The sequence below is a fragment of the Rugamonas apoptosis genome (assembly GCF_014042355.1).
Lineage (GTDB): Bacteria > Pseudomonadota > Gammaproteobacteria > Burkholderiales > Burkholderiaceae_D > Rugamonas > Rugamonas apoptosis.
This window is the reverse complement of sequence record NZ_JACEZU010000005.1, coordinates 158719-183511: the sequence shown is the minus strand read 5'-3', so window position 1 is coordinate 183511 and position 24793 is coordinate 158719. Positions and strand designations below refer to the sequence as shown.

Annotated in this window: 29 protein-coding genes; 22 read left to right on the top strand and 7 right to left on the bottom strand. The window is 65.5% G+C overall.

The annotated features are described in order from the left end of the window. Positions 1-9: 9 nt before the first annotated feature. Genes H3H39_RS11940 through H3H39_RS11920 form a run of 5 tightly spaced genes read left to right on the top strand, consistent with a single transcriptional unit; the run spans position 10 to position 5197 of the window. Positions 10-984 (top strand): HlyD family secretion protein, encoded by a 975-nt coding sequence (locus tag H3H39_RS11940; protein ID WP_182153601.1) that lies wholly within the window; start codon positions 10-12, stop codon positions 982-984. Next, positions 981-1934 carry an ABC transporter ATP-binding protein gene (locus H3H39_RS11935; RefSeq protein ID WP_182153600.1) on the top strand — a complete coding sequence of 318 codons (954 nt, stop codon included), beginning with the start codon at positions 981-983 and terminating at the stop codon, positions 1932-1934. The genes H3H39_RS11940 and H3H39_RS11935 overlap by 4 nt, the downstream gene beginning before the upstream one ends. Further along, positions 1931-2926 carry an ABC transporter ATP-binding protein gene (locus H3H39_RS11930; RefSeq protein WP_229217996.1) on the top strand — a complete coding sequence of 332 codons (996 nt, stop codon included), beginning with the start codon at positions 1931-1933 and terminating at the stop codon, positions 2924-2926. Before H3H39_RS11935 ends, H3H39_RS11930 begins: the two co-directional genes overlap by 4 nt. After that, complete coding sequence (locus H3H39_RS11925) at positions 2923-4059, top strand: ABC transporter permease (protein ID WP_182153599.1); 1137 nt, start codon at positions 2923-2925, stop codon at positions 4057-4059. Before H3H39_RS11930 ends, H3H39_RS11925 begins: the two co-directional genes overlap by 4 nt. A 4-nt stretch (positions 4060-4063) precedes the next feature. Continuing rightward, on the top strand, positions 4064-5197 hold the full coding sequence (locus tag H3H39_RS11920) for an ABC transporter permease (protein ID WP_182153598.1): 1134 nt from the start codon (positions 4064-4066) through the stop codon (positions 5195-5197). Between the two features lie 7 nt (positions 5198-5204). Here the strand turns inward: H3H39_RS11920 and H3H39_RS11915 are convergent, their stop codons facing one another. The 4 genes from H3H39_RS11915 to H3H39_RS11900 are packed head-to-tail and all read right to left on the bottom strand — an operon-like array spanning position 5205 to position 7678. After that, positions 5205-5642 carry a universal stress protein gene (locus tag H3H39_RS11915; protein ID WP_182153597.1) on the bottom strand — a complete coding sequence of 146 codons (438 nt, stop codon included), beginning with the start codon at positions 5640-5642 and terminating at the stop codon, positions 5205-5207. Between the two features lie 52 nt (positions 5643-5694). Continuing rightward, the gene (locus H3H39_RS11910; protein WP_182153596.1) at positions 5695-6195 is read right to left on the bottom strand and encodes a TPM domain-containing protein; all 501 of its coding nucleotides are present in this window, start codon (positions 6193-6195) and stop codon (positions 5695-5697) included. Positions 6196-6197: 2 nt separating this feature from the next. Continuing rightward, positions 6198-7055, bottom strand: a complete 858-nt coding sequence (locus tag H3H39_RS11905; protein WP_182153595.1) for a TPM domain-containing protein — start codon at positions 7053-7055, stop codon at positions 6198-6200. After that, positions 7052-7678 carry a LemA family protein gene (locus H3H39_RS11900; protein WP_182153594.1) on the bottom strand — a complete coding sequence of 209 codons (627 nt, stop codon included), beginning with the start codon at positions 7676-7678 and terminating at the stop codon, positions 7052-7054. Before H3H39_RS11900 ends, H3H39_RS11905 begins: the two co-directional genes overlap by 4 nt. Before the next feature lie 278 nt (positions 7679-7956). Between H3H39_RS11900 and H3H39_RS11895 the strand changes: the two genes are divergently transcribed. Both H3H39_RS11895 and H3H39_RS11890 read left to right on the top strand, forming a co-directional pair. Further along, the gene (locus H3H39_RS11895; RefSeq protein ID WP_182153593.1) at positions 7957-8577 is read left to right on the top strand and encodes a SagB/ThcOx family dehydrogenase; all 621 of its coding nucleotides are present in this window, start codon (positions 7957-7959) and stop codon (positions 8575-8577) included. A gap of 46 nt (positions 8578-8623) precedes the next feature. Then, positions 8624-10201: a bifunctional aminoglycoside phosphotransferase/ATP-binding protein gene (locus H3H39_RS11890; RefSeq protein ID WP_182153592.1), complete on the top strand. Its 1578-nt coding sequence runs from the start codon at positions 8624-8626 to the stop codon at positions 10199-10201. A 159-nt stretch (positions 10202-10360) separates the two neighbouring features. On the opposite strand, the gene H3H39_RS11885 is transcribed toward H3H39_RS11890, so the two are convergent. Continuing rightward, complete coding sequence (locus H3H39_RS11885; RefSeq protein WP_182153591.1) at positions 10361-11164, bottom strand: helix-turn-helix domain-containing protein; 804 nt, start codon at positions 11162-11164, stop codon at positions 10361-10363. A 21-nt stretch (positions 11165-11185) separates the two neighbouring features. Further along, the gene (locus tag H3H39_RS11880) at positions 11186-11977 is read right to left on the bottom strand and encodes a helix-turn-helix domain-containing protein (RefSeq protein ID WP_182153590.1); all 792 of its coding nucleotides are present in this window, start codon (positions 11975-11977) and stop codon (positions 11186-11188) included. A 378-nt stretch (positions 11978-12355) separates the two neighbouring features. Here H3H39_RS11880 and H3H39_RS11875 point away from each other — a divergent pair, with 378 nt between their 5' ends. The 5 genes from H3H39_RS11875 (at position 12356) to H3H39_RS11855 (ending at position 14695) form a co-directional block, all read left to right on the top strand. Next, positions 12356-12736 (top strand): translational machinery protein, encoded by a 381-nt coding sequence (locus H3H39_RS11875; RefSeq protein ID WP_182153589.1) that lies wholly within the window; start codon positions 12356-12358, stop codon positions 12734-12736. Between the two features lie 77 nt (positions 12737-12813). Further along, entirely contained in the window at positions 12814-13455 is a 642-nt protein-coding gene (locus H3H39_RS11870; RefSeq protein ID WP_182153588.1) for a Clp protease ClpP, read from the top strand. Positions 13456-13602: 147 nt separating this feature from the next. Then, a complete protein-coding gene (locus H3H39_RS11865; RefSeq protein ID WP_375540422.1) occupies positions 13603-13794 on the top strand; it encodes a YgaP family membrane protein in 192 nt (63 codons plus the stop codon). 22 nt (positions 13795-13816) lie between these two features. After that, a complete protein-coding gene (locus tag H3H39_RS11860) occupies positions 13817-14239 on the top strand; it encodes a bacteriohemerythrin (RefSeq protein ID WP_182153587.1) in 423 nt (140 codons plus the stop codon). An 18-nt stretch (positions 14240-14257) separates the two neighbouring features. Beyond that, complete coding sequence (locus H3H39_RS11855; protein ID WP_182153586.1) at positions 14258-14695, top strand: universal stress protein; 438 nt, start codon at positions 14258-14260, stop codon at positions 14693-14695. Positions 14696-14702: 7 nt separating this feature from the next. On the opposite strand, the gene H3H39_RS11850 is transcribed toward H3H39_RS11855, so the two are convergent. Next, on the bottom strand, positions 14703-15095 hold the full coding sequence (locus tag H3H39_RS11850) for a TraR/DksA family transcriptional regulator (protein WP_182153585.1): 393 nt from the start codon (positions 15093-15095) through the stop codon (positions 14703-14705). A 303-nt stretch (positions 15096-15398) separates the two neighbouring features. Between H3H39_RS11850 and H3H39_RS11845 the strand changes: the two genes are divergently transcribed. The 10 genes from H3H39_RS11845 (at position 15399) to H3H39_RS11800 (ending at position 24793) form a co-directional block, all read left to right on the top strand. Next, a complete protein-coding gene (locus H3H39_RS11845) occupies positions 15399-16892 on the top strand; it encodes a sensor histidine kinase (protein ID WP_182153584.1) in 1494 nt (497 codons plus the stop codon). 15 nt (positions 16893-16907) lie between these two features. Then, positions 16908-17321: a response regulator gene (locus tag H3H39_RS11840; RefSeq protein WP_182153583.1), complete on the top strand. Its 414-nt coding sequence runs from the start codon at positions 16908-16910 to the stop codon at positions 17319-17321. 15 nt (positions 17322-17336) lie between these two features. Continuing rightward, on the top strand, positions 17337-18815 hold the full coding sequence (locus tag H3H39_RS11835; protein ID WP_182153582.1) for a hybrid sensor histidine kinase/response regulator: 1479 nt from the start codon (positions 17337-17339) through the stop codon (positions 18813-18815). Then, positions 18805-19446 carry a response regulator transcription factor gene (locus H3H39_RS11830; protein WP_182153581.1) on the top strand — a complete coding sequence of 214 codons (642 nt, stop codon included), beginning with the start codon at positions 18805-18807 and terminating at the stop codon, positions 19444-19446. Before H3H39_RS11835 ends, H3H39_RS11830 begins: the two co-directional genes overlap by 11 nt. 199 nt (positions 19447-19645) lie before the next feature. After that, a complete protein-coding gene (fnr, locus tag H3H39_RS11825) occupies positions 19646-20473 on the top strand; it encodes a fumarate/nitrate reduction transcriptional regulator Fnr (protein ID WP_182153580.1) in 828 nt (275 codons plus the stop codon). 155 nt (positions 20474-20628) lie between these two features. Next, on the top strand, positions 20629-21078 hold the full coding sequence (locus H3H39_RS11820; protein WP_182153579.1) for an Hsp20/alpha crystallin family protein: 450 nt from the start codon (positions 20629-20631) through the stop codon (positions 21076-21078). Positions 21079-21224: 146 nt separating this feature from the next. Further along, a complete protein-coding gene (locus H3H39_RS11815; RefSeq protein ID WP_182153578.1) occupies positions 21225-21662 on the top strand; it encodes a universal stress protein in 438 nt (145 codons plus the stop codon). A 34-nt stretch (positions 21663-21696) separates the two neighbouring features. Further along, positions 21697-22680, top strand: a complete 984-nt coding sequence (locus H3H39_RS11810; RefSeq protein WP_182153788.1) for a zinc-dependent alcohol dehydrogenase family protein — start codon at positions 21697-21699, stop codon at positions 22678-22680. Next, positions 22677-23279, top strand: coding sequence for a hypothetical protein (locus H3H39_RS11805; protein ID WP_182153577.1), 603 nt, complete (start codon positions 22677-22679; stop codon positions 23277-23279). Before H3H39_RS11810 ends, H3H39_RS11805 begins: the two co-directional genes overlap by 4 nt. Further along, positions 23276-24793, top strand: a complete 1518-nt coding sequence (locus H3H39_RS11800) for an efflux transporter outer membrane subunit (protein WP_311196901.1) — start codon at positions 23276-23278, stop codon at positions 24791-24793. The genes H3H39_RS11805 and H3H39_RS11800 overlap by 4 nt, the downstream gene beginning before the upstream one ends.

The following is a 24793-nucleotide window of genomic DNA, read 5'->3' as shown; positions in this document are numbered from 1 at the left end:
ACGGACTTCATGAACAAGAAAAATTTGACGATCGCGAGCGGCGCCGTGTTGGCGCTGGCCGCGTTGTATTTCAGCGGCGTGCTGCCGCAATGGCACCGCGAACATCGCGGGCAGGACATCCACCTGTCGGGCAATATCGAAGCCCACGAGAGCGTGCTCAGTTTTAACGGCTTGCAGGCCCGCGTGGTGCAACTGCCGTTCAACGAAGGTCAATGGGTGAGCAAGGGCACGGTGCTGGCCGTGGTGGACCAGCAGGAGTTGAACCAGCAGGTGGCAGTGGCGGCGGCCGGCGTGGCGGTACAGCGCAGCCAGCTCGACATGGCGCAGGAAAACGTGGCCGCCAGCCGCAAGACGGTGGAGGTGGACGAAGCCACCGTGGCCCAGCGCAAGCTGGACCTGGAACGCAGCCAGGCCTTGCAGCGGCAAGGCTTCCTGGCCAACGCGGCGCTCGATAACGCGGTCACGGCGCTCAAGCAGGCGCGCGCGCAGCTGGAGCGCGACCGCGCATTGGCGCAGGTGGCGCAGCGCAGCGTCAAGGTGGCGCAGGCCGGCGTCCACAGTGGTGAACAGACGGAACAACTGAGCCGCATCATGGCCAGCTACGCCACGCTGGTCGCGCCGTTCGATGGCGTGGTGCTGACGCGCCAGGCGGAATTGGGCGAAGTGGTGGCGCCCGGCACGCCCGTCATTACGCTGGCCGACCTCGATCATGTGTGGTTGCGGGCCTATTTGAATGAAACGGACCTGGGCCGCGTGCGGCTGGGGCAGCAAGTGGTGATTAGCAGCGACAGCTTCCCCGGCAAGCGCTTCAACGGCAAGCTGTCGTTCATCGCGGCCAAGGCGGAATTCACGCCGCGCAGCGTGGAAACCCACGCCGAACGGGTGACGTTGGTGTACCGGGTGAAGATCGATATCGACAACCGCGACCGCCAGTTCGTGCCGGGCATGCCGGCCGATGCCGTGCTGGCGCCGCCCCAGCCATGACGGCAGCACCCGGCCAGCAGGCACTGGCGCTCGATGTGCGCGGCCTGAGCAAGCGCTTCGGCGCGCTGACGGCGGTCGACAACGTGAGCTTTTCCGTGCGTTCGGGCGAGATTTTCGGCCTGGTGGGGCCGGACGGCGCCGGCAAGACCACCACCATGCGCATGCTGGCCAGCGTGATGCGGGCCGACGCCGGCGCCATCCGCATCGACGAGGTGGACGTGGTGGCCGATCCCGAGCGCACCAAGCGCCACGTGAGCTACATGCCACAGCGCTTCGGCCTGTATGACGACCTGACGGTGGACGAAAACATCCGCTTCTTCGCCGACCTGTTCGACGTGCCGCGCAAGCTGTGGCAGGAACGGGCCGTGCAACTGCTGACGGCTTCGCGGATGCTGCCGTTCCGCCAGCGGCTGGCCGGCCAGCTGTCGGGCGGCATGAAGCAGAAGCTGGGCCTCACCTGCGCGCTGGTGCATGCGCCGCGCGTGCTGCTGCTGGACGAGCCGACCACCGGCGTCGATCCCGTATCGCGGCGCGAGTTCTGGCAGATCCTGTATTCGCTGCGCGCCACCGGGGTGGCCATGGTGATCTCCACCGCTTATCTGGACGAGGCCGAGCGCTGCGACCGGCTGGCCCTGTTCGACGAGGGCAGCATGATGTATTGCGACACACCCCAGCAGCTCAAGCGCGAACTGCCCGGCGCCATCGTGCGCGTGGCGAGCGTGCGCCCGCGCGAGGCCGCCGCCGCCATCGAGCGTGTGGCGGGCGTGCGCGGCGTGCTGCTGGTGGGTGACGGCGTGCATGTGCATGTGGACGATGCGCAGGCCAGTGGCGCGCCGCTGGCGCAGGCATTGCAGGCGGCCGGCGTTCCGGCCGGCCCTGTGGAGCGGATCGAGCCCACCATCGAAGACCTGTTCGTGGCCCTGCTCGAACGCAAGCACAAGGCCGCATGATGGACAGCAAGATGGACAGCATGACGGACAAGCAGCCAGCCATCCAGGTGGACCGCCTGAGCAAGCAATTCGGCGCCTTCCGGGCGCTCGATGACGTCAGCTTCGACGTGGGCCGGGGCGAGATCATGGGCTTCCTCGGCCCCAACGGCGCCGGTAAATCGACCCTGATCCGGGTGCTGTGCGGCCTGCTGCGTCCCAGCGGCGGGCGGGCCGTGGTGGACGGCATCGACATCGCCAAAGACCCGGAAGCCGTGCGCCAGCGCATCGGCTACATGTCGCAGAAGTTCTCGTTGTATGGCGATTTGAGCGTGACGGAGAACCTGCGCTTCTTCGGCGGCATCTACGGCGTGGCGCGTAACGCCATCGACGAACGGGTGGCCTACGCGGTGCGGATGGCGGGCCTGGAGGGCAGGGAAGGCGCGCTGGTGGCTACCCTGGCCGGCGGCTGGAAGCAGCGGCTCGCGCTGGGCTGCGCCATCCTGCACCGGCCCCGCGTGCTGTTCCTGGACGAACCCACGTCCGGCGTCGATCCCGGTTCGCGGCGCCGGTTCTGGAACCTGATCCATGACTTGAGCGCGGACGGCGTCAGCGTCCTGGTGTCGACCCACTACATGGACGAGGCGGAATACTGCATGCGCATTGCCATGATCGAATCGGGCAAGCTGGTGGCGCTGGGCACACCCCATGAATTGAAGCAGCAGTCGATCGGCGGCGCGTTGCTGGAGCTGGAATGCGCGAATCCCGGCGCGGCGCTGGAGCTGCTGTCCGGCGCGCCCGGCGTGCATGATGCGGCCGTTTTCGGCAACGCGCTGCACTTGCTGGTGGACGATGCCGCGCGCGACGGCGACGCCATCGTCGCCTTGCTGGAGCAGAACGGCCAGCCCGGCGCCCGTTACCGTGCCATCGAACCGGGCATGGAGGACATGTTTGTCCACCTGGTGCGCCAGTCGCGTGCGCGTAACGGCCAAGGGGCGGCTGGAGCGGCGCCATGAAGTTGCGCCGCATCGTCGCCATCGCGCGCAAGGAAACCTTGCAGGTCTTGCGCGATCCGCGCAGCCTGATGATCGCCTTGCTGCTGCCGTTGATGCAGATGTTCATGCTCGGTTACGGCGTGAACCTGGATGTGGACGCGATCCCGATCTGCGCCTTCGACCAGGAAGGCAGCCAGCAAACCCAGGATCTGCTGGCCCGCTTCGCCAGTTCGCGCTATTTCCAGCCGCCCGTGAGGGCCAACACTCATGCGGATGTGATACGAGGACTGGATGGCGGCCGCTGCACGGTGGCGCTGGTGATCCCGTCCGGCTTCACGCGCAGCCTGGCCGATCAGGGCACGGCCACGGTGCAGCTGCTGGTGGACGGCACCGATTCCAACACGGCGAACATCGCCGCCAACTACGCGCGGCTGGTGGTGGGCGGCTACGCCAGCGAAGTGCAGTTGAAAGCCATCCAGCGCCAGGGCGGCCGCATCCAGACCCAGACCCCGGTGCAGGTGCAGGCCCGCGTGTGGTTCAACGAGGAGCTGGAAAGCCGCAACTTCATCATCCCAGGCGTGGTGGCGCTGGTGATGGCCATCGTGGGCGCCCAGCTTACGTCGCTGACCATCGCCCGCGAGTGGGAACGGGGCACCATGGAGCTGCTGGTATCCACCCCCATCAAGCCGATGGAGCTCATGATCGGCAAGCTGGCGCCGTATTTCGTGGTCGGCATGCTGGATGCGGCCATCTGCCTGGCGCTGGCCGTGGGATGGTTTCAGGTGCCGTTCCGGGGCACCGTCGTCACGCTGATGCTGACCACGGCGCTGTTCCTGATCGTGGTGCTGTGCATCGGATACTGCGTGTCCGTGGCCTTGCGCAGCCAGGTGGGCGCCAGCCAGGTGGCGCTGGTGCTGACCATGCTGCCCACCACGTTGCTGTCCGGGTTTTCCTTCCCCATCGACCAGATGCCGGCCGTGGTGCGGGACGTGACTTATCTGGTCAGCGCGCGCTACTATGTGACCATCCTCAAGGCCGTGTTCCTCAAAGGCTCCACCCTGGCCGAACTGGCCGTGCCCGTGGCTTGCCTGGCCGCCTACGCCGTGGCGCTGGTGGTGCTGGCGGCGCGTGCCTTCCGCAAGACATTGGACTGAACCCATGCTGTACCGTATCGCCCAACTGCTGATCAAGGAATTCCTGCAACTGAAGCGCGACAAGTCGGCCCGCTTTCGCTTGCTGATCCCGCCCATGATCCAGATGCTGCTGTTCGGGTATGCGGCCACGTTCGAAGTGTTCAACGTATCGACAGCCATGGTGGACCAGGATCACACGCCGGAAAGCCGCGCACTGGTGGCGGCATTCGTCCACAGCAGCCGGTTCGAACTGAGCACGGTGGCCAGCACGCGGGACGAGGCGGAACAGGCCGTGGCCAGCAGTTCGGCGCAGGTGGGCATCGTGGTGCCGCCCGGTTTCGCGCAACTGCTGCGCAAAGGCCAGAGCGCGCCGTTGCAGGTGCTGCTGGATGGGACCAATTCGAATACGGCGCTGATCGCGCTGGGCTATGTGAACGACATCGCCAACAGCTTTGGCCAGTCCATGGCGCTGGACCTGGCCCAGCGCACCGGTCATGCGCTGGCGCGGCCGCTGGTGCACATCGACGTGGCCCAGCGCTACTGGTACAACCCCAACCTGAACTCCCGCTGGTTCTTTGTGCCCGGTGTGATCGGCACGCTGACCTTGATCACCATCGTCAACCTGACGGCGTTCGCCATCGTGCGCGAGCGCGAGGTCGGGACGCTGGAGCAGTTACTGGTGACGCCGATCCGGCCCGCCGAATTCATCCTCGGCAAGACCTTGCCGTTCTTCCTGATCGGACTGATCCAGGTGGGGCTGGTGGCGGCGGTGGGCATGTTCTGGTTCCACGTGCCCTTCGTCGGCAATCCGTGGCTACTGTTCGCCGCCACCTGTCTGTTCCTGATCAGCATATTGTCGATCGGGCTGTTCATCTCCACCATCTGCACCACCCAGCAGCAGGCGTTCGCCTCCAACTTCTTCGTGCTGAACCCGATGTTCATCCTGTCCGGCTTCAGCTTCCCCATCGCCAGCATGCCACACTTCCTGCAGTGGATCACGCTGCTCGACCCGCTGCGCTACTACCTGGTGATCATACGCGGCACCTTCCTCAAGGGCGTGGGGCTGGACGTGCTGTGGCCCCAGATGGCGGCGCTGGCCGCCATCGGCGCGGTGCTGTTGACGGTGTCCGTGCTGCGCTTCCGCAAGGCACTGGACTGATGAAGGGTTAGCGGTAGACCAGCACCGGCACCGTGCTATGGGTGGTGACCAGGCGGGTCTGGCTGCCCAGCAGCAGCTGGCCCATGCCGCGCCGGCCGTGGGTCGCCATGCACACCAGGTCGCATTGATACTGTTCGACCGCCTTGATGATTTCCTCGTACGGGGTGTACGAGTCCACCACGTGCACGGTGCAGGGCACACCCATTTCGGCCGCGTCGTCGGCCACGCGCTGGGCCGCCTGCTCGGCCTCGGCCAGCATCTGCTTGCCATAGGCTTCCACGTCCAGCACGGCGCCAAATTCCGCGTACGGCGAATAAGGGTAGGACTGCCAGACGGCCAGCACTTCCACTGTGGCGCCGCAGGAGCGGGCGAACTGGATGGCGGCGTGGGCGGCGCGGTCGGACAGCTCGGAGCCGTCGGTGGGAACGAGGATACGGGTGAACATGGTGTGGACTCTTTGATTGAGGTTGGCGAGGTTGAAAGCGGGGTGGGTGCCGCTACAGCACGACCACCTTGTCGGGTAGTTCATTGGGCCGCCCGGCCACGGGCGGGTAGTGGCGGGCCAGCATCTGGGTGACCATGGAAATGGCGCTCACCGCCCCATGCTCGTAGCTGCCGTGGCCAAACGCGCGCTGCATGCGGCGGCACACGCGGTCCCAGTGCGACGCCCCGGCCAGCGCGTGGACGCCGCGGTCGGCCACGATTTCGACGGCGTGTTCGGCCAGCAGCAGGTAAATCAGCACGCCATTGCGCTCGCTGGTATCCCACATGCGCAGCGCGCCGAACAGGTCGATGGCCCGCTCGCGCGCCGTGGTGCCCTGCCACAGGGCGGACAGGGGCAGGGCGGCTTCCACGGCGAAGCGCACTTCGCCCCCGTGCAGCCGTTCGCTGGCGCGGATTTCCTGTTCTATCGCTTGCAGTGTCGGTGCCGGAAAGGCGTGCCGCAACGTCCAGCGGGGTGTGCACAGATGGCGCAGCACGCGATTGAGCCTGGCCATCACTACCACCTTCCGGAAGCGCCGCCGCCGCCGAAGCCGCCGCCGCCACCGCCAAAGCCACCACCACCGCCGCCACCAAAGCCGCCGCCACCACCGAAGCCGCCGAACGGCCCACCGTAGCGTCGTCCCGGCATACCGCGCATGCCGCCCAGCAGGGTCGACATCAATCCGGCCAGGCCGACCAGCAGTGCGGCCGGCACGGTGGCCAGCACGGCCCAGGCCAGCCATCCGCTCACGCCGCCGGCCACCAGCGCGCCAGGGAAACGGCCCAGCAATGCGCGCAACACACTGCCGATGACCAGCGCCGCCAGCAGCAAACCCGGCAGCGAGAACGACGTGTCGGCGGCCCCCTCGTCGCGCGCGCGGGGCGGCGCGGGCAGCGGCTCGCCATCCACCACGGCCATCATGGCGTTGGTGCCGGCCACCAGCCCGCCGTAGAAATCGCCCTGGCGGAAATACGGGGTGATGATGTCGCTCACGATGCGCTTGCTGACGGCATCGTTCAACGCGCCTTCCAGCCCGTAGCCCACTTCGATACGCAGCGCGCGGTCATCCTTGGCCACCAGCAGCAGGGCGCCGTCATCGACCTTCTTGCGTCCCAGCTTGGTCTGTTCGACGGCCTTGAGCGCGTATTGTTCGATGCTGTCCGGCGCCGTGCTGTTGACCAGCAGGACCGCGATCTGGCTGCCTTTGCGCGTCTCGAAATCACGCAGCGCCGCCTCCAGCGAGGCCGTTTGCTGCGCGCTGAGCGTGCCGGTGAGGTCGGTCACGCGGGCTGTCAACGCCGGCGCGGCCAGTGCGGTGGTGGCGCCCAGGGCCAGCACGGCCAGCCAGCACAGCAGGCGCCGCAGGGTGTTCATTTGGGCGCCTCAGGCGTGGCGGATGGCTGGGGTGCTGGCCCGAACTGCACGCGCGGTGGCGTGGAGATGGCGTTCACATTGTCAACCGTGAAGTTGGGTTTGACGTCGAACGAGAACAGCTTGGCCGTCAGGTTGGACGGGAAGGAGCGCACCGTCGTGTTGTAATCCTGGACCGCCGCGATGTAGCGGTTGCGCGCCACCGTGATGCGGTTCTCCGTGCCTTCGAGCTGGGCTTGCAGATCGCGAAAATTGGCGTCCGCTTTCAGTTGCGGATAGTTTTCCGACACGGCCAGCAGGCGCGTGAGCGCGCCGTGCAATTCGTTCTGGGCGCGCTGGAAGTTGGCCAGCGCGGCCGGGTCGTTCAGCGTGGCCGGCGTCACTTGCAGCGCGCCGACCTGGGCGCGGGCCTGGGTGACGGCCGTCAGCACGTCCTTCTCATGGCTGGCGTAGCCTTGCACCGTGTTGACCAGGTTGGGAATCAGGTCGGCCCGGCGCTGGTACTGGTTCAGCACTTCGGACCAGGATGCCTTGATCTGTTCATCTTCCGTTTGCAGCGTGTTGTAGCCGCAACCGCCCAGCATGGCCAGCAACGACAGCATTCCCAGTAATTTCAGCAGCTTCATGGCTGGCCTCCGGTTGGATGGATGGGCGGGTGCCCTTAAGTCGCACTATGGTCGTTCAAGCAATCAAAATCTTTGATGTGAATCAAAACGGCGGCACAAGTTTTAGTGCGGCCGCTCGAAGACCGGTAGCCGGGTTCGGCTGATATTTGATCGGGTCGATTGACTTGGATCACACAACGGACGTGATAAAAAATTACATGCGCGCTACTGTGACTGCGTCGGCGCGAACGTGCGCGGACAAATCATCAAGGAGCGTAAGATGCGCAACGGAGTATGCCATGAATAAACCACTTGAGACGCAAGCCGCGTTGCAGCTGATCGCGCCGTCTTCGCTGGAGCTGGATGCCGACATTACACCGCTGAGCATGTCGCTGATGGAAGTGCTGCGCAAGCGCAAATCGAGCCGCGAATTCAGTACGCGCACGTTGTCCATTTACAAGTTGTCGCGCCTGCTGTGGTGCGCCTTCGGCATCAACCGCGAGGAGGGCGGCTTGCGCACGGCGCCATCGGCCAAGGATGCGCAGGAAATCGACATTTACGTGGCGCTGGCCACTGGCTTGTACCGCTACGACCCCCATCAACTGCTGTTGCAGCCGGTGCTGGCGGACGACATCCGCGCCGACACCGGGTGGCAGGATTTCGTGGGCGATGCCCCCGTCAACCTGATCTACGTGGCCAACCTGGAGCGCATGAGCGCCGCCTCGCGCGTGGAGCAGAAATTCTATGCCGCGCTGGACACGGGTTTCATCAGCCAGAACGTGTACCTGTTCTGCGCCGCCGAGGGCTTGGCCACGGTCACGCGCGGCTGGGTGGACCGGCCCGCGCTGGCCGAACGGATGGGGCTGGGCCCTGGACAGCGCATTGTGCTGGCCCAGACCGTCGGCTACCCACGCGCATGACGCTGGCGTTGCGCCCGGCCGCCGCCGGAAAACAAAAGGATGCGCAATGAATGACCGTTCCGACCTGGCCCAGCAGGCGTCGCTGGTGCAGCGGCTGGCCAGCGCCCTGACGGCGCAGGGGCAGCCATGCCAGCTGTTCGAGACCCATATTTCGTGGGTGCTCGTCACGCCCGCCTACGCTTACAAGATCAAAAAGGCCGTCAAGTTCGATGTGCTGGACTACAGCACCCTGTACGCCCGGCGCCGCCTGTGCGAGGAGGAAGTGCGCCTGAACCGGCAGTTGGCGCCGGACATTTACCTCGACATGACGCCCGTCACAGGCAGTTGCGCCCAGCCCGAGTTGGGCGGCGACGGCGGGCGCATCGAATATGCCGTGCGCATGCGCACGTTCCCGCAGGAAGCGCTGTGGACGGCCCGGCTGGCGCAGGGCAGTTTAGGTCCCGCCGAAGTGGAGGCCCTGGCCGACAAGCTGGCCGGCTTCCACGCCAAGGCCGCGGTGGCGCCGGTCGGCACGCCCTGGGGCGGTTACCGCTTCGTTGACAAGGCCGCGCGCCAGGACCTGGCGACGGTGGAAGCGCTGGCCGACACGGGCGAGATGCGCACCCAGGCCCACTTGCTGACGGTGTGGCAATCGACCCAGGACCGGGTGCTGGACCTGATCGGCCAGCGCAAGGCGCAAGGCTTCGTGCGCGAATGCCATGGCGACCTCCATTGCGGCAACATCCTCACGCTGGACGGCAAAGTCGAGGTATTCGACTGCATCGAATTCAATGACGATCTGCGCTGGATCGACGTGATCGGCGACCTGGCCTTCGTGGTCATGGATTTGCGCTTCCACGGCCAGGGCGGCCTGGCTGCCATGCTGCTGGAACGTTACCTGGAAACCAGCGGCGATTACTCCGGCCTGGCCGTGCTGGGCTACTACCTGACCATGCGGGCCGTGGTGCGCGCCAAGGTGTGCCTGTTGCGGGGGCGCGCGCTGGCCGGCGCGGCGGCGGCCGAGCAAGCCGCGCTGGCGCGCCGCTATCTCGATTTCGCCGCCGCCTCGGTGCAGCCGGTCAAGCCGCCGCTGGTGATCGCCCACGGCTACTCGGGCAGCGGCAAGACGTATTATTCGGGACAACTGGCGCGGGCGCTGGAAGGGATACGCATCCGCTCCGACGTCGAGCGCAAGCGGTTGCATGGGCTGGCGCCCAGCGCCCGTATGGCGGCGCCGGCCGGTGCCGGCATCTATTCGGCCGACAGCAGCCGCGCCACCTACGCGCGCCTGCTGGAACTGGCGCGCTATGGCTTGCGGGCAGGTTTGCCGGTGGTGGTGGACGCCTCGTTCCTGCAGCGCTGGCAGCGCGAGCCGTTCGAGCGCATCGCCCGCGAATGGGGCACAGAGTTCCGCATCCTGCACTTGCGGGCCGCCGCGCGCACGCTGCGTGCGCGCCTGGCCCAGCGCGTGCGCGAGGGGCGCGACGCCTCCGACGCGGGGCCGGAATTGCTGGAGCGGCAGGCTGCCGCCAGCGAAAAGCTGAGCGCGCGGGAACGGCGCCAGACTTGCGTGATCAATACCGAATCGGCCGATGCGGAGAACGCGTTGGCGGCGCTGGCGGGGGGGCTGCGTGAGCGTCGTTGAAACACTGGCGGCGGCCCGGCGAGCCTGCGCCGCGGCCGGGGCCGGCCGCCAATGCAGCCGTGGTCGCCAATGCGGCCGTTGCAGTCAGTACAGCCGTCGCAGCCGATGCGGCCAACACGGCCTATGCAGCCGTCTTTCTGCTTGCTTGCCGGCCCCGGGTCAGGCCAGTTGCAGCACGGGGCTGGCCGGCGCGATGGCGCCCAGCGCAGGCGCTGGATGGGGCGTGCCGGTGGCGATGCGGGTCAGCATGGCCTGGTCGAGGATGATGATGTTGCGCCGCACGGCCTTGATGCAGCCCTGGCCCTTGAAGTTGCAGATCAGCCGGCTGATGGTGGCGGCCGTCAAGCCCAGGAAGTCGCCGATCTCCTGGCGCGACATGGGCAACTGGAACAGATTGGGCGCGCTGCCCCTGCCCGTGTAGCAACGCGACATGCGCAGCAGGAAGTTGGCGAATTTCTGGTCGGCGTGGCCGTTACGCAGTAACAAGGTCGTATCCTGCTGGCGCGCCAGTTCCTTGCTGAGCAGGTTGTGGAACAGTTGCGACAGCGGCTCCATGCGCTGGGCCGCGTCGGCCAGCCGATGGTAGGAAAACTCGCACACTTCCGCATTGGTCAGGGCCACGGCGCTGCCGCGGTGCACGTGCAGGCCGATGGCGTCCAGGCCGAGGAATTCACCACTCATGTGGAAGCCCGTGACGCGTTGTTCGCCTTCCGGGGTCAGGTGGTAAGTCTTGAACTGGCCGCTGCGGATCGCGTACAGGTGGTCGCTCAGCGGTTCGTTCATCTGGTACAGGTGTTCGCCACGCACCAGTTGCACGCGGCGTTCAACCAGCTGGTCGATGGCGGCGCAATAGCTGTCGTTCATGCCGGTGGGCAGGCAGTGCGCGCGCGCGGGGCAGGTGCCGCAATTGGCCGGCTGGGCATTGTGGCGCGCCAGCGACGAGCTGGCCGGGAGGCGGTTCATGAGGGCATGCCTTTCCATGATTTAAAGCTCCCCTCTGGGCAGGGGCAAGGTCTGGGGCATCGCGTCGAGCGTGGCACCGGGGGTGCCGCCAGCGTTGGCGGCCAACTGCTTGAGGCCGATCGCGTCGACCAGCGTGACGTCGCGACCCGTGACGTTGATCAGGTTCTGGTCCTTGAACTGGAACATCAAACGGCTCACGCTTTCCGGCGTCAGGCCCAGGAAGTCGGCGATGTCGCGGCGCGACATGGCCAGCCGGAAGCGGGCCGGCGAGAAGCCGCGCACGCCGTAGCGCCACGACAGGTTCAGCAGGAACGCGGCCAGCCGTTGTTCGGCGCGCGTGTTACGCAGCAGCAGGGCCACGTTCTGTTCGTCCGTGATTTCCTTGCTCAGGATGCTGTGGAAGAAGGGCAGCAGCGGCTTCATGCTGCCGCAGGAGATTTCGCATACTTCACTGTCTTCCAGCGCCACGGCGGTGCAGTTATGTTGTTGCAGGCCGATGGCGTCCAGCGCCAGGAATTCGGCGCTCATCTGGAAACCCGTGATGCGGGGCTGGCCGGCCGCGTCGGCCCGGTAGTTCTTGAAGCTGCCGTAACGGATGGCGTAAAAGCGGTTGCCGACCAGGTCGCCGGCTTTGTACAGGTTGCTGTCGCGGGCCACCTTGATGCGGCGGCCCACCAGTTTGTCGACATTGCGATGGTCGGTGGCGCCAGCCGGCAGGCACAATTGGCGGGCGCGGCAGGATGAGCATTCAACGGGCGCGGAAAAGCGGGCGGCATCACGGGTGCCATGGCCAGCGGAAAGATAATTTAACAAGTTCGCCTCGCGTCAAAAGTGGCTGGGCCGGTGCGGCGCACAGCGGGTTATTCATGGCGCCGCGGGGAAGGGCGGCGGGTGCGGCAAATCTGCCAGCTGATTCCGGCTTACAGGCCGGGCAAATTTGCGCTGTCGACAGGTTCATGGTCGTAGCGGAGCGCTGCAGCATGCTTGGTTTGCAGCATCGATATCAATATACGCGAAGCAATGTGCAAATTTGCTTGATCTGGATCAAAGAACCCGTACTTAGCCGTGCTAGACGACAAGTGGTCGATGTCATCTTTGTCGTTACGGAAAGATTTGATCTAGGTCAATGATTTTTGTCTATGCGGCGCTCATAGTGGTTTCCATCACTAGTTCCCAAAAAGGAGAAACCATATGTCGTTCCAACACGCTGTGGCATGGATAGACCATGCGGAAGCCCATGTCATCCATTTCAATCCAGAGACGTCGAGCACGGCTGTGATCCGCTCCCACGCCGGCAATGCCCACCTGCACACCAAGGCTGCCGGCGGCAGTGGCCGCGCGGCTGAGAACGTACAGTATTTCGCCGCCGTGGCTGACGATTTGAAGCAGGTGGCGGAAATCCTGCTGGTCGGCCCCGGCACGGAAAAGCTGGAACTGATGAAACACCTGTTGAAGCATCAGCCCGCCATCGCCGAGCGCGTGATGAGCGTGGAGACGGTGGACCATCCCACCGACGGCCAACTGCTCAAGCATGCGCGCAAGTACTTCCTGCGCGCCGACAACATGCTGTGAGGTTAGCGCCGCGCGGCCCCGCAGGCGGCCGCGCCGGTTCACCCATGCCCCATGGGGGTCATGACGGGAGTGAAGACATGAGCAGCCATACACCGAGCGCGCAAGAGCAGGAGCAGGATGAGCTGGAACCGTTCGTATTCCAGGGACTGAGCCGTTACGAACGCCAGACCCAGATCCGGCAGATATCGTATTACCTGACGGGCACGATCCAGCAATCGTGCTACTACACGGAGCTGTTCCATACCTTGCGCACGGCCAGCGACGTGGACCTGATCTACCTGCACCTGAACACCTCGGGCGGCGATTTCGACACGGGCTTGCAGATCATTAACAACATGCAGGCCTCGAACGCCCACGTCATCACCGTGCTGGAGGCGCGCGCCTATTCGATGGGCGCCTTCATCTTCCTGGCCGGCGACGAATTGCTGGTGCATGACAATTGTCAGCTGCTGTTTCACATCTATTCCGGTGTGTTCACGGGCAAAGGCAATGAGCAGCAGGCCGAATCGCTGGCCTTGAGCAACTGGTTCGAGAAGTTCATGACGCGCACCTGCCAGCCCTTCCTGTCGGCCACGGAGATCAAGAACATCCTCAAAGGTTCCGACCTGTGGATGGACTCGGACGAAATCCAGCGCCGGCTGGCACGGCTGCAGCGCGAACGTGCCAAGCTGAGCTTGCCGCGCAAGCTCAAGGCGGCGGCCGACGCGGCCAAAGGATGAGGGCATCACCTGCGTCAGATCAATCGGGCGTACAAAATTGGCGGGCGCGCTGTGCGCCATCCATTAAGCTGCAAGTGAGATAGGAACAGCGCGACCGGATGGATAGCCACTGGCGCAGCGGGATTTTTTATCGTGAAACGGGAGTACATGATGCAAGCGAACGTAGGAAACATTGACCGGGTGATCCGCATCCTGGCGGGTTTGTTGCTGCTGGGCGGCACGTTGACGGGCGCGATCGGCGCCTGGGGCTGGATCGGGGTCGTTCCCCTGTTCACGGGCATCTTCCGGTTCTGCCCGGCCTACCTGCCATTCCGCTGGAACACGTGCGAGAAGAAATAAGCCAACCCTAACAGGAGCGAGCATGGATGAACCGATCTGGACCCCGGATATGGCCTTGGGCGTGCCATTGATGGACGATGCCCATCAAGCCCTGGCCCAGCAAATCACCGCCTTGCAGCAGGTACCGGACGAAGGCGATTTCGACGCCGGCCTGGCGCGCCTGACGGAGGCGCTGGAAGGCGATTTCCGGGCCGAGGAGGAGATCATGGAAGCGATCAACTACCCGGCCATCCGCAGCCACCGCGAACAGCATGCGCGGGTGCTGGCCACATTGCACGGCCTGGCCGATGGCGACCACGCGGCGCGGCGCCGGGCGGTGGAGCTGTTGCTGCCCTGGTTCCATGTGCACCTGGAGACGGCCGACACGGCGCTGGCGGTGGCGCTGCAAGTGGCCGGCGTGCGGTTCGACACGGGGCCGCAGGCGGCCGCCGACCGCGGCGCCTGAGACGAAGCGGGAGCGCCCATGTTCAAGCACATCCTGCTGGCCACGGACGGTTCGCCCGCCTCGCGCGCGATGGTGGGAAAATGCATGCGCTTCGCTTCGGAAACGGGCGCCTGCGTGACGGGCATCCACGTGCTGCCCCAGTGGCATACGATCGGCCTGCAGACGGCGATGGTGCGCGACAGCCGTGCGCTGGAGCAGCAACACCAGGCCGAACAGGCGCGGCGCTACCTGCATGATGTGCTGGAGACGGCCCGAGGCTACGGCGTCACATGCGACACGCTGTACGTGTCCCACGACCAGCCCTATGAAGCCATCATCGAACACGCCAAACTGTATGGATGCGACCTGATCTGCGTGGCCTCGCATGGCCGCAAGGGCGTGCGCAGCTTCCTGCTGGGCGGCGAAACCCAGAAAATCCTCACTTTCAGCCCGGTCCCGGTGCTGGTCTGCCGCTGATCGGCTATCAGCCCAGCTTGCGCATGCGGTGCGGCTGGCGTTCCAATTCTTCCTGACAAGCAAGGCACATCTGGGCGCTGGGCTGGGCCCGCAGGCGATCCAGTGCGATCGGCACGCCGCAGGCGGCGCATTGGCCATAGGTGTCGGCCGCGATACGGCCGATGGCCAGGTCGATGGCGCGCAATTCGGCCAGTTCATGGCTCAATTGGGCCACGTCGCAGTCGGCCAACTGGCTGGACGTGGCGGCGTCGTCCAGCGACGCGAAATAATTGTACAAAGCCATCTCCACCTGGTCGTCCGCCTGGTGCAAGCGCTGGCGCAATGCGGCGATCAGCTCCTGGCGGCGCTGGCGCAGGCGTTCGCCCAGGTCCGCCAGATCGGCGGCCGACAGCTGGCTCATGGCGCGCTCCCGCATTCGGCGCAGGTTATTGTGGATGGCATGGTGCTTCCTTCGGTGTGAGTGGGGCCTTACAATGACGCGAGAGGGATCAGTGGCCCAAACCGGACGGCTGATACCATGTCGCCAATTTAACTGTGAACTTGCAGCACGTCACTTGGCTGAGTTGATCTAGGTCAAAATTGCATGGAATCGAACACTGCGCACTAGTGGCTGGCTGGTTTTAACTTACGGTGGCAACGAGATGACAGCAATCGTTGTTGCCGTGGTATTGTTGCAAGTTGATATAGCATCAGGAATAAGTCGTTGAAAAACCTCGTTATAGAAGGACAGAGTCTGGAGTGGCTGCTCGTGGCGGCCACCGACCCTATGCTCATCGTCGACCGCGAAGGCCACATCGTGCTGGCCAACCCGGCGCTGGAGCGCCTGTTCGGCCATCGCCAGGAGGCGCTGCTGGGGCAGTCGCTGGAAATGCTGGTACCGCAGCGCTACCGGGACCACCACGGCGCCTTGCGGTCCGATTTCTTCGCCTCGCCGCGCCCGCGCGCGATGGGCGCCGGCACCGAATTGCTGGCCCTGCACGCGGAAGGCCATGAATTTCCCGTCGAGGTCAGCCTGTCGCCGCTGCGCACGGCCCAGGATATGCCGCTGGTGCTGGCCACCATCCACGATATCAGCAGCCGCCGCGCGGCCGAAGTGGCCCTGCAGGAAAGCGAGGCGCGCATGCGCGCCATCTTCGAGACGGCCGTCGACGCCATCATCACCATCGATGAGCGGGGCCGGCTGGAGCGGTTCAACCCGGCCGCCCAGCGCCTGTTCGGCTACACGGAGCAGGAGGTGGCGGGCAAGAACGTATCTATCCTGATGCCCGAGCCGCACCGCGGCCAGCATGACCATTACCTGGCCAGTTACCTGAGTACGGGCGAGAAGAAGATCATCGGCAAGGGCCGCGAAGTGGAGGGCATGCGCAAGGATGGCTCGCTGTTCCCCATGGACCTGGCGGTGGCCGAGATGCGGCTGGGCGAACGCCGCATGTTCACCGGCATGGTGCGCGACATCAGCGACCGCAAGCTGAACGAGGAAAAGAACCGCCTGCTGTTGCAGGAGCTCAGCAGCGCCAACGAGGAATTGACCAACTTCGCCTACGTCGTGTCGCACGACTTGAAGGCGCCGCTGCGTGGCATCGGCTCGCTGGCCGACTGGCTGGCCACCGACTACGCCGAGCAGTTCAACGACGAGGGCCGCGAACACATGCGCCTGCTGATCAACCGGGTGCACCGCATGAGCAGCCTGATCGACGGGATACTCCAGTACTCTCGCGTGGGCCGGGTCAAGGAAGCGTTGCTGCCGGTGGATTTGAACCGTTTGCTGGCCGATGTGGTGGATTTGCTGGCGCCGCCGCCGCACATCCGGGTCACGGTGGCGCCCGACCTGCCCACCGTCGTGATGGAGCCGACCCGCATCCAGCAAGTGTTCCACAACCTGATTTCCAACGCCATCAATTACATGAACAAGGACCAGGGCGAGGTCGAGGTGGGCGTGCGCGACGCCGGCAGCCACTGGCGCTTCCACGTGCGCGACAACGGTCCCGGCATCGAGGAGCGCCATTTCGAGCGCATCTTCCAGTTGTTCCAGACGCTGGCTTCGCGCGACCGCGTCGAGAGCACGGGCGTGGGCCTGGCGCTGGTCAAGAAGATCGTCGAGATGTACCAAGGCGAGGTCGGGGTCGAGTCGACCATGGGCGCCGGCGCCACGTTCTGGTTCACGCTGCCCAAGATGGGCCCGCGTACCCGCATTTGACTATAGGAGTAGTAAATGAAAGTAAATAACAAGCCGATCCTGCTGGTGGAAGACGATCACGTGGACGTGATGACGATCTTGCGCGCGCTGAAGGAAATTCACGTCGTCAATCCCGTGGTCAGCATGGAAAACGGCGAGGCGGCGCTCGAACACCTGCGCGATCCGAGCCAGGAGCGGCCCTGCATCATCCTGCTGGACTTGAACATGCCCATCATGAACGGCATCGAATTCCTGCAGATGATCAAGCAGGACGCCGACCTCAAGCGCATCCCCGTGATCGTGCTCACCACGTCCGAGGAACAGCAGGACAAGGTGCACAGCTTCGACCTGGGCGTGGCCGGCTACATGGCCAAGCCCGTCGATTACCGCCGCTTCGTGGAAATGATGCGCTCGATCGACCTGTACTGGACCATCAGTGAAATGCCTTAAGGGCATGGGGCGGCCATGAACAGACCACGGGTACGGGTGTTGATTGTCGAGGATGACGTGGTGGACCGCATGGCGTGCCGGCGCGCGTTCGCGGCCGATCCCACCAGCAATTTCGAATTGATCGAGGCCGACAGCGGCCAGCAAGGCTTGCTGCAGGCGCGCGGCGCGGCGCCCGACTGCATCCTGCTCGACTACCACTTGCCCGACGTGACGGGACTGGAATTCCTGGCCCGCCTGTCCGTCGATGGCGGCGCCGCCATTCCCGTCATGATGCTGACCGGCGCCGACAGCGCCACTGTGGCGGCCGAGGCCATGCGCCGCGGCGCGCGCGACTACATGGTCAAGGACGTGGACGGGCGCTACCTGGAAATGCTGCCCACCGCCATCCACCGCATGCTGCGCGAGCAGCGCCTGCTGGTCGACAAGCGCCAGGTGGAAGCCAAGTTCCGCACCCTGGTCGAACAGATCCAGGCCATCACCTACATCGCCGCGCTGGACGCGCCGCAGACGCTGCTCTACATCAGCCCGCAGATCCAGACCCTCGGTTACAGCCCGGCCGAATGGCTGGCCGATCCGCAATTGCATGCCGCGCGCATGCATCCGGCGGAACGGGGCTGGGTCCAGGCAGCCATCGAGGAAAGCCGCATGGCGGGCGCGGCGCTGCGGCTGGAATACCGGCTCACGGCCCGCAATGGCGACGAGCTGTGGTTCCGCGACCAGGCCGAGGTGGTGCGCGACGAGGCCGGCCAGCCCCTGTTCATGCAGGGGATACTGATCGACATCACCCCCAACAAACTGGCCGAACAGGCGCTGCAGCAGTCGCAGGACGAACTGCGCCGGCTGGCGGCGCACCAGGAAAACATCAAGGAACACGAGCGCAAGCGCATCGCCCAGGAGATCCACGACGAGCTCGGTGGCTTGCTGACGGGGATCAAAGCCTACATTTCCGTCGCCATGGAACGCACGGCGGTGGCAGGCAGCCCGGCCGAACCGCTGCTGGCCGACGCTTCCGCGCTGGCCCAGGACGCGATCCAGACCGTGCGCCGCGTGATCACCGACTTGCGCCCCAGCGTGCTGGACCAGTTGGGCGTGTGGGCCGCGCTGGAATGGTACGCGGGCCAGATCGAGCAGCGCTCCGGCCTGCATTGCATCTGCCATGTGACGCCGGCTGCCGCCGCGCTGGAACTGGGGCCCGAGCGCAGCACCATGCTGTTCCGCATCGTGCAGGAAGCGTTGACCAACGTGGTGCGCCATGCGGAAGCGAGCACGGTGCAGCTGGATGTCGACTTGCGGGATAATAGCCTCCAGCTGAGCATCATCGACGATGGCAAGGGCATCGACACGGAACGCCTGCTGAACCGCGAGTCCTGGGGCATCCTGGGCATGCACGAGCGCAGCCGGCATTTTGCCGGAGAACTAAAAATTAGCGGCACACCAGGGCAGGGCACCACCTTGCTGCTGCGCTTGCCGTTGGAGGACAGGAATGAGCAGTAAGCAAATCCGGGTGTTGCTGGTGGACGATCACGCGATCGCCCGCAATGGCGTACGCCTGATGCTGGGCACCGCCGACGACATCGTCGTCACGGGCGAGGCCGGCAACGCGCAGGAAGCGCTGCAACTGGTGCAGGAGCAGGAGTTCGACGTGGTCTTGTGCGACATCACCATGCCGGGCAAGAACGGGCTGGACCTGCTCAAGCAGTTGCGCGCGGACCGGCCCCGGCTGGCCGTGCTGATGCTGAGCACCTATTCGGAGGAAATCTACGCCGTGCGGGCCCTGAAGCTGGGCGCCTCGGGCTATTTGACCAAGGACGCGCCCACCACGGTGCTGGTGACGGCCGTGCGCAAGGCGGCCACGGGCGGCAAGCATGTGAGCCCGGCCCTGCTGGAAAAGCTGGCGACCTTGATCGGCGGCGGTGGCGGCATGGCCAACCACGAGGCGCTGTCCAACCGCGAGCTGGAAGTGTTCAAGCTGATCGCGGCCGGCGAATCGCTGGTGCGTATCGGTGAAATCCTGCACCTGAGCCCCAACACGGTGACCACTTACCGCACCCGTATCCTGGACAAGATGGGCTGTGCCAGCAACGCCGAACTGACCCGCTACGCGCTGGAAAACGGCATTATCTAAGCGACATCATCCAACACGCGGGCCGCCTGCGGCCCGTTGTCACGGATCCCCTACACGATTTCATCCGTAAAACCCCTACAAGACACGGTGGCGTTGCCCGATAACAAAAACGGCGCCGCTCGTTGATACTTGTCGTATGCACAAATCACGCGCCGTCCATAGCCCAAGGACGGGCGACATACGAACAGGGAGCTTAGCCATGACATCCACCATCTTCGCGATCGCGCCTTCGGGCGCACAAACGGCCCCCAGCCAGAACAAGTGCGCCGTCTGCAGTTTCAAGAAGCTGTGCCTGCCCGTCGGCCTCGATGAGAATGGCATCTCCCGGCTCGACAAGATCATCGGCCGCCGCCGCCGTATCGCCCGTGACGAGCCCCTGTACCGCGTGGACCAGCCGTTCAACAACCTGTACGCAGTGCGTTTTGGCCACTTCAAGACGGCCCAGGTGAACTTGCGCGGCGAGCAGCAGATCACGGGCTTCCAGATGGCCGGCGACCTGCTGGGCATGGACGCCATCGGCGCCGGCCGCCACGCCTGCAGCGCGGTGGCGCTGGAGGACGCGGAAGTGTGCGAAATTCCGTTCGCCCGGCTGCAGGAACTGTTTGGCGAGATGCCCCAGCTGTTGCAGCACTTCCACCGCATCATGAGCCAGGAGATCACGCGCGAACAGAACGTGATGTTGTTGCTGGGTAATATGCGGGCCGAGCAGCGCTTCGCCGTGTTCCTGCTCAACCTGTCGGCCCGTTACCAGGCGCGCGGCTATTCGCCCACCAGTTTCCAGCTGCGCATGTCGCGCGAGGACATCGGCGATTACCTGAGCCTGACCATCGAAAGCGTCAGCCGCCTGCTGTCGCGCTTCCGCAAACAGGGCTGGATCAGCATCGACAACCGCGACCTGAATATCCTCGACCGCCCCGCGCTGGAAGCGCTGTCCACCGGTGCGGCGCTGGAAGTTGCCGAACAGAAGGCGGCGCGCGCCGAGCAAGCCCTGCGTGGCAAGCCCCGTATGACCTTGTGCGCCGCGTGAACGGGCGCGGTGTTATCATATTGTTCAAGTTCTTGATGTACGTCACGCGCCCCGGCTGACATGGCCAGCGCGGCCAATTACAGTGGGGTGAGAGGGATGCGGTTGCCGGCGCGTCCCGGCATCTCAAACCGGCATACATTGCATGGGAGTTGAACATGGCTAATCAACTGAGACACTTCGACCCGTTTGGCGATCTGGCCCGTATGGAACCGCTGCGCAGCGTCGAGGACTTCTTCCGCGACTTCGGTTTCAAGCACGCGATGCGCGATATGCAGAAGGAAGCGCTGATCAAGCTGGATGTGACCGAGACTGACCAGGCATACAGCGTCAAGGCGGAAATGCCAGGCCTGAAGAAGGAAGACATCAAGGTCGATGTCGATGGCAACCGCGTTTCCATTTCCGCGGAGACCAAGCGCGAGAGCGAGGAAAAGCAGGGCGAAACCGTGGTGCGCAGCGAGCGCTACTATGGCCAGCAATACCGCAGCTTCTCGCTGGAGCACGATATTGACGACGCCAATGTGGTCGCCAAATACCAGGACGGCGTGCTGGAGCTGACCTTGCCCAAGCGCGCCAACGGCAGCGCCAAGAAAATCGTCGTCAACTGACGCCATCGCCGGCACCGTGTCCTGTCCGCGCAATGCCATGCGCCTTGCGCGGTATGCCGCGGCGCCGGCCGTCACCGATACCAGGCGCCCGGCGTTGAGACGGACGTTACCGAAGTTACCGAAGTTACCCTAACCGAGACTACATCATGTTCAAGCATATCCTGCTGCCCACCGACGGTTCCTCCATCGCCTCCGCCATGATCCAGAAAACGCTGGCCTTCGCCAAGGAGTCCGGCGCCAAGGTCACCGGCATCCATGTGATGGCCGATTACCAGATCTTCACCTACCAACCGGAAATGCTGGCCGACTCCCGCGAGCAGTACGCGCGCGACAGCGCCGCCCACGCGCGCGTGTTCCTGGCCGAGATCGAGAATGCCGCCAAGGAGCTGGGCGTGAGCTGCGACACCATGCTGGTCACGGACGAACAGCCCTACGAAGCCATCTGCAAGGCCGCCACGGACGCCGGTTGCGACGTGATCTGCATGTCGTCCCACGGCCGGCGCGGCGTGAAAGGTTTGCTGCTCGGCAGCGAGACCCAGAAAGTGCTCACCCACGCGACGGTGCCGGTGCTTGTCTTCCGCTGATGCGATGGACGGGCTGGACACCGCGCCAGCGACCATGCTGGCCATGCTGCTGGACCAGCCCGGCGCGCCGCTGCGGGCGGCCCAGCTGCCCGTCCCGCAGCCCGGCCCATGGCAGGTGCTGCTGCGGGTGAGCGCCTGCGGCGTGTGCCGCACCGACCTGCACATCGTCGATGGCGAACTGCCGCCGCATCACAGCCCCGTGATCCCCGGCCACGAAGTGGTGGGGCGCGTGGTGGCCTGTGGCCAGCAAGTGCATGATTACGCCATCGGCGAACGGGTGGGCGTGGCCTGGTTGGGTGCCAGTTGCGGCACCTGTCCCTATTGCGCGCGCCACACGGAGAACCTGTGCGACGCGGCCCGTTTCACCGGCTACGACCTGGACGGCGGCTACGCCCAATACATGGTGGCGGACGCCCGCTACATCTTCCGCCTGCCGGCCCGCTACGATGATGTGGCGGTGGCGCCCCTGTTGTGCGCCGGCCTGATCGGCTACCGAGCCTACGCGATGGCCGGCGACGCGCAGCGCATCGGCCTGTACGGTTTTGGCGCCGCCGCCCACTTGCTGGCGCAACTGGCCAGCCAGCAGGGCCGTCAGGTGTATGCGTTCACCCGGCCCGGCGATGAGCGCAGCCAGCGCTTCGCGCGCGCGCTGGGCGCGGTGTGGGCCGGCGCCGCCGGCGAGACGCCGCCCGCCGAACTCGACGCGGCGCTGCTGTTCGCACCCGATGGCGCGCTGGTGCCGCAAGCGCTGCACGCCGTACGCAAGGGCGGCACCGTGGTCTGCGCCGGGATCCACATGAGCGACATTCCATCCTTCCCCTACCATCTGCTGTGGGGAGAGCGGGCGATCCGCTCGGTGGCCAACCTGACCCGCGCCGATGGCGAACAATTCTTCGCGCTGGCGCAGCAGTATCGTCTGGACGCCAGCACCACCACGTTCCCGCTACGGGAAGCCAACGCCGCGCTGGCGGCCTTGCGGGCTGGCGCATTTGACGGCGCCGCCGTGCTCGTGCCATGAACCCGCGCATACAGGAATTGCTGGAACGTATACGCCAGATCGAGGAGGAGCTGGAACTGGAAGTGACCCGCCGCCGGCAGGAACTGCAGGCTGACTTTTCGAAGCGCCGCGTGATGTTCGCGCGCGAGGTGGTGGAGCAGCAGCAGCGCTTCAAGACAGGTCTGCTGTCTTATGTGTTGGGCGCGCGGTGGCGCCATGTGCTGTCGGTCCCGTTCGTCTATGCCGTGGTGGTGCCGCTGGCGCTGACGGACTTGTTCGTGTCCCTGTACCAGCTGGTATGCTTTCCGCTGTACCGCATCCCCCGCGTGCGGCGTGGCGACTATTTCGTGTATGACCGTTCGCACCTGGCTTACCTGAACGCGCTGGAACGCCTCAACTGCCGCTATTGCGCCTACGCCACCGGCCTGATCGGTTATTGCCGCGAAGTGATAGGGCGGACCGAGAAATATTGGTGCCCCATCAAGCATGCACGCCGGGTGTTGCATGCCCACGAGTACTATCATGGCTTCGTAGACTTCGGAAATGCCGCCAGTTACCATGCGGAACTGGCCAAATTGCGGGCGGAACTGGAGCGCCTGCAGGACGAGGAGTCGCCGTGACCCACACTGTTTCGACCACGTTTGCCGCGCCGCGCACGATGCTGGCATCTTGCGTCATGTGCGCGCTGGTGGCGCTATCGGGCTGCACCGCTTTCAGGAAAGTGCCACCGCCGCCGGCGCCCGCGCCTTTCGTGGCGCCGGACGGCTGGTCCGGCGCGCCGGGCACCCCGCAGGGCCGCGTCAGCCTGGCGGACTGGTGGCGGCGCTTTCACGATCCCGTGCTGGAGCGCCTGATCGACCAGGCGCTGGACGCCAATACCTCGGTCGCGGTGGCACGCGCCACGCTGTTGCAGGCGCGCGCCACGCGCGACGTGGCGGCGGCCGGTCTGGGTACGACGGTTTCCCTCTCGGCGTCGGCCCAGCGCAGCAAGACCGATGGCGCCAATGTCGCCAACAGCTACGCGGCCGGATTCGACGCCAGCTGGGAGCCGGACGTGTTCGGTCGCAACGGCTACGCGCTGGCGGCCGGCGTGGCCGCGGTGCGGGCCAGCGAGGTGAGCCTGGCCGATGTGCGGGTGACGGTGGCGGCCGAAGTGGCGCGCAACTACATCGACCTGCGCGGCGCCCAAGCCAGGCTGGCCATTGCGCGCGACAACGTGGCCAGCCAGGAAGCGACCATGCGGATCACGGACTGGCGCGTGCAGGCCGGTTTGCTGACCACGCTGGAACAGCAGCAGGCCTTGTCGGCGACGGAACTGGCCAAGGCCCAGTTGCCGCTGCTGGAGATCAGCGTGGCCCAGTTCACGCACAGCCTGGCCGTGCTGTGCGGCCAGGCGCCCGCCGCCCTGGACACGATGCTGTCGGCGTCCGCGCCCATCCCCGAGGGCAGCCCCGACCTGGCGCTGAGTCTGCCAGCCGACACCCTGCGCCAGCGGCCCGATGTGCGGGCGGCGGAATTCCAGGTGCAGCGCGCCCTGGCGCTCGTGGGGCAGGCCGACGCGGCCCGCTACCCCTCGTTCCGGCTGGAAGGTTCGATCGGCCTGCATGGCTTGGGCATAGGCGGCACCGGTTCGACCATCCTGCGCGCCTTGCTCGGCAGCGTGTCGGGCAACGCCTTTGACGGTGGCGCCAGCGTGGCCCAGCTCAAATTGCAGCAGGGCGCGCTGGCCCAGAGCCACGCCGCGTACCGGGCCACGGTGCTGGCGGCCTTGCAGGATGTGGAGGACGCCTTGAGCGCGCTGGACGGCGACCGCCGCCGGCTGGAACACTTGCGCAGCGCGGCCGGTGCGGCCGCCAACGCAGCGCTGCTGGCGCGCCAGCGTTACGCCAGTGGCCTGGTGGATTTTCAAACCGTGCTGGAAACCCAGCGCACGCTGTATTCGGCGCAGGACAGCGTGGCCGCCACCAGCGCCAGCCTGAGCGACGACCTGGTACGGCTGTACAAGGCGCTGGGCGGCGGCTGGCAGCCCGATGGCGCGCCGGCGACCAACCCCGCCGCCACTCCCGCGCCCCCGTCCACCCCAACGGCCAGTGACGCACCGCCACCGCCATCCGACCCAAATCACGCATCATGA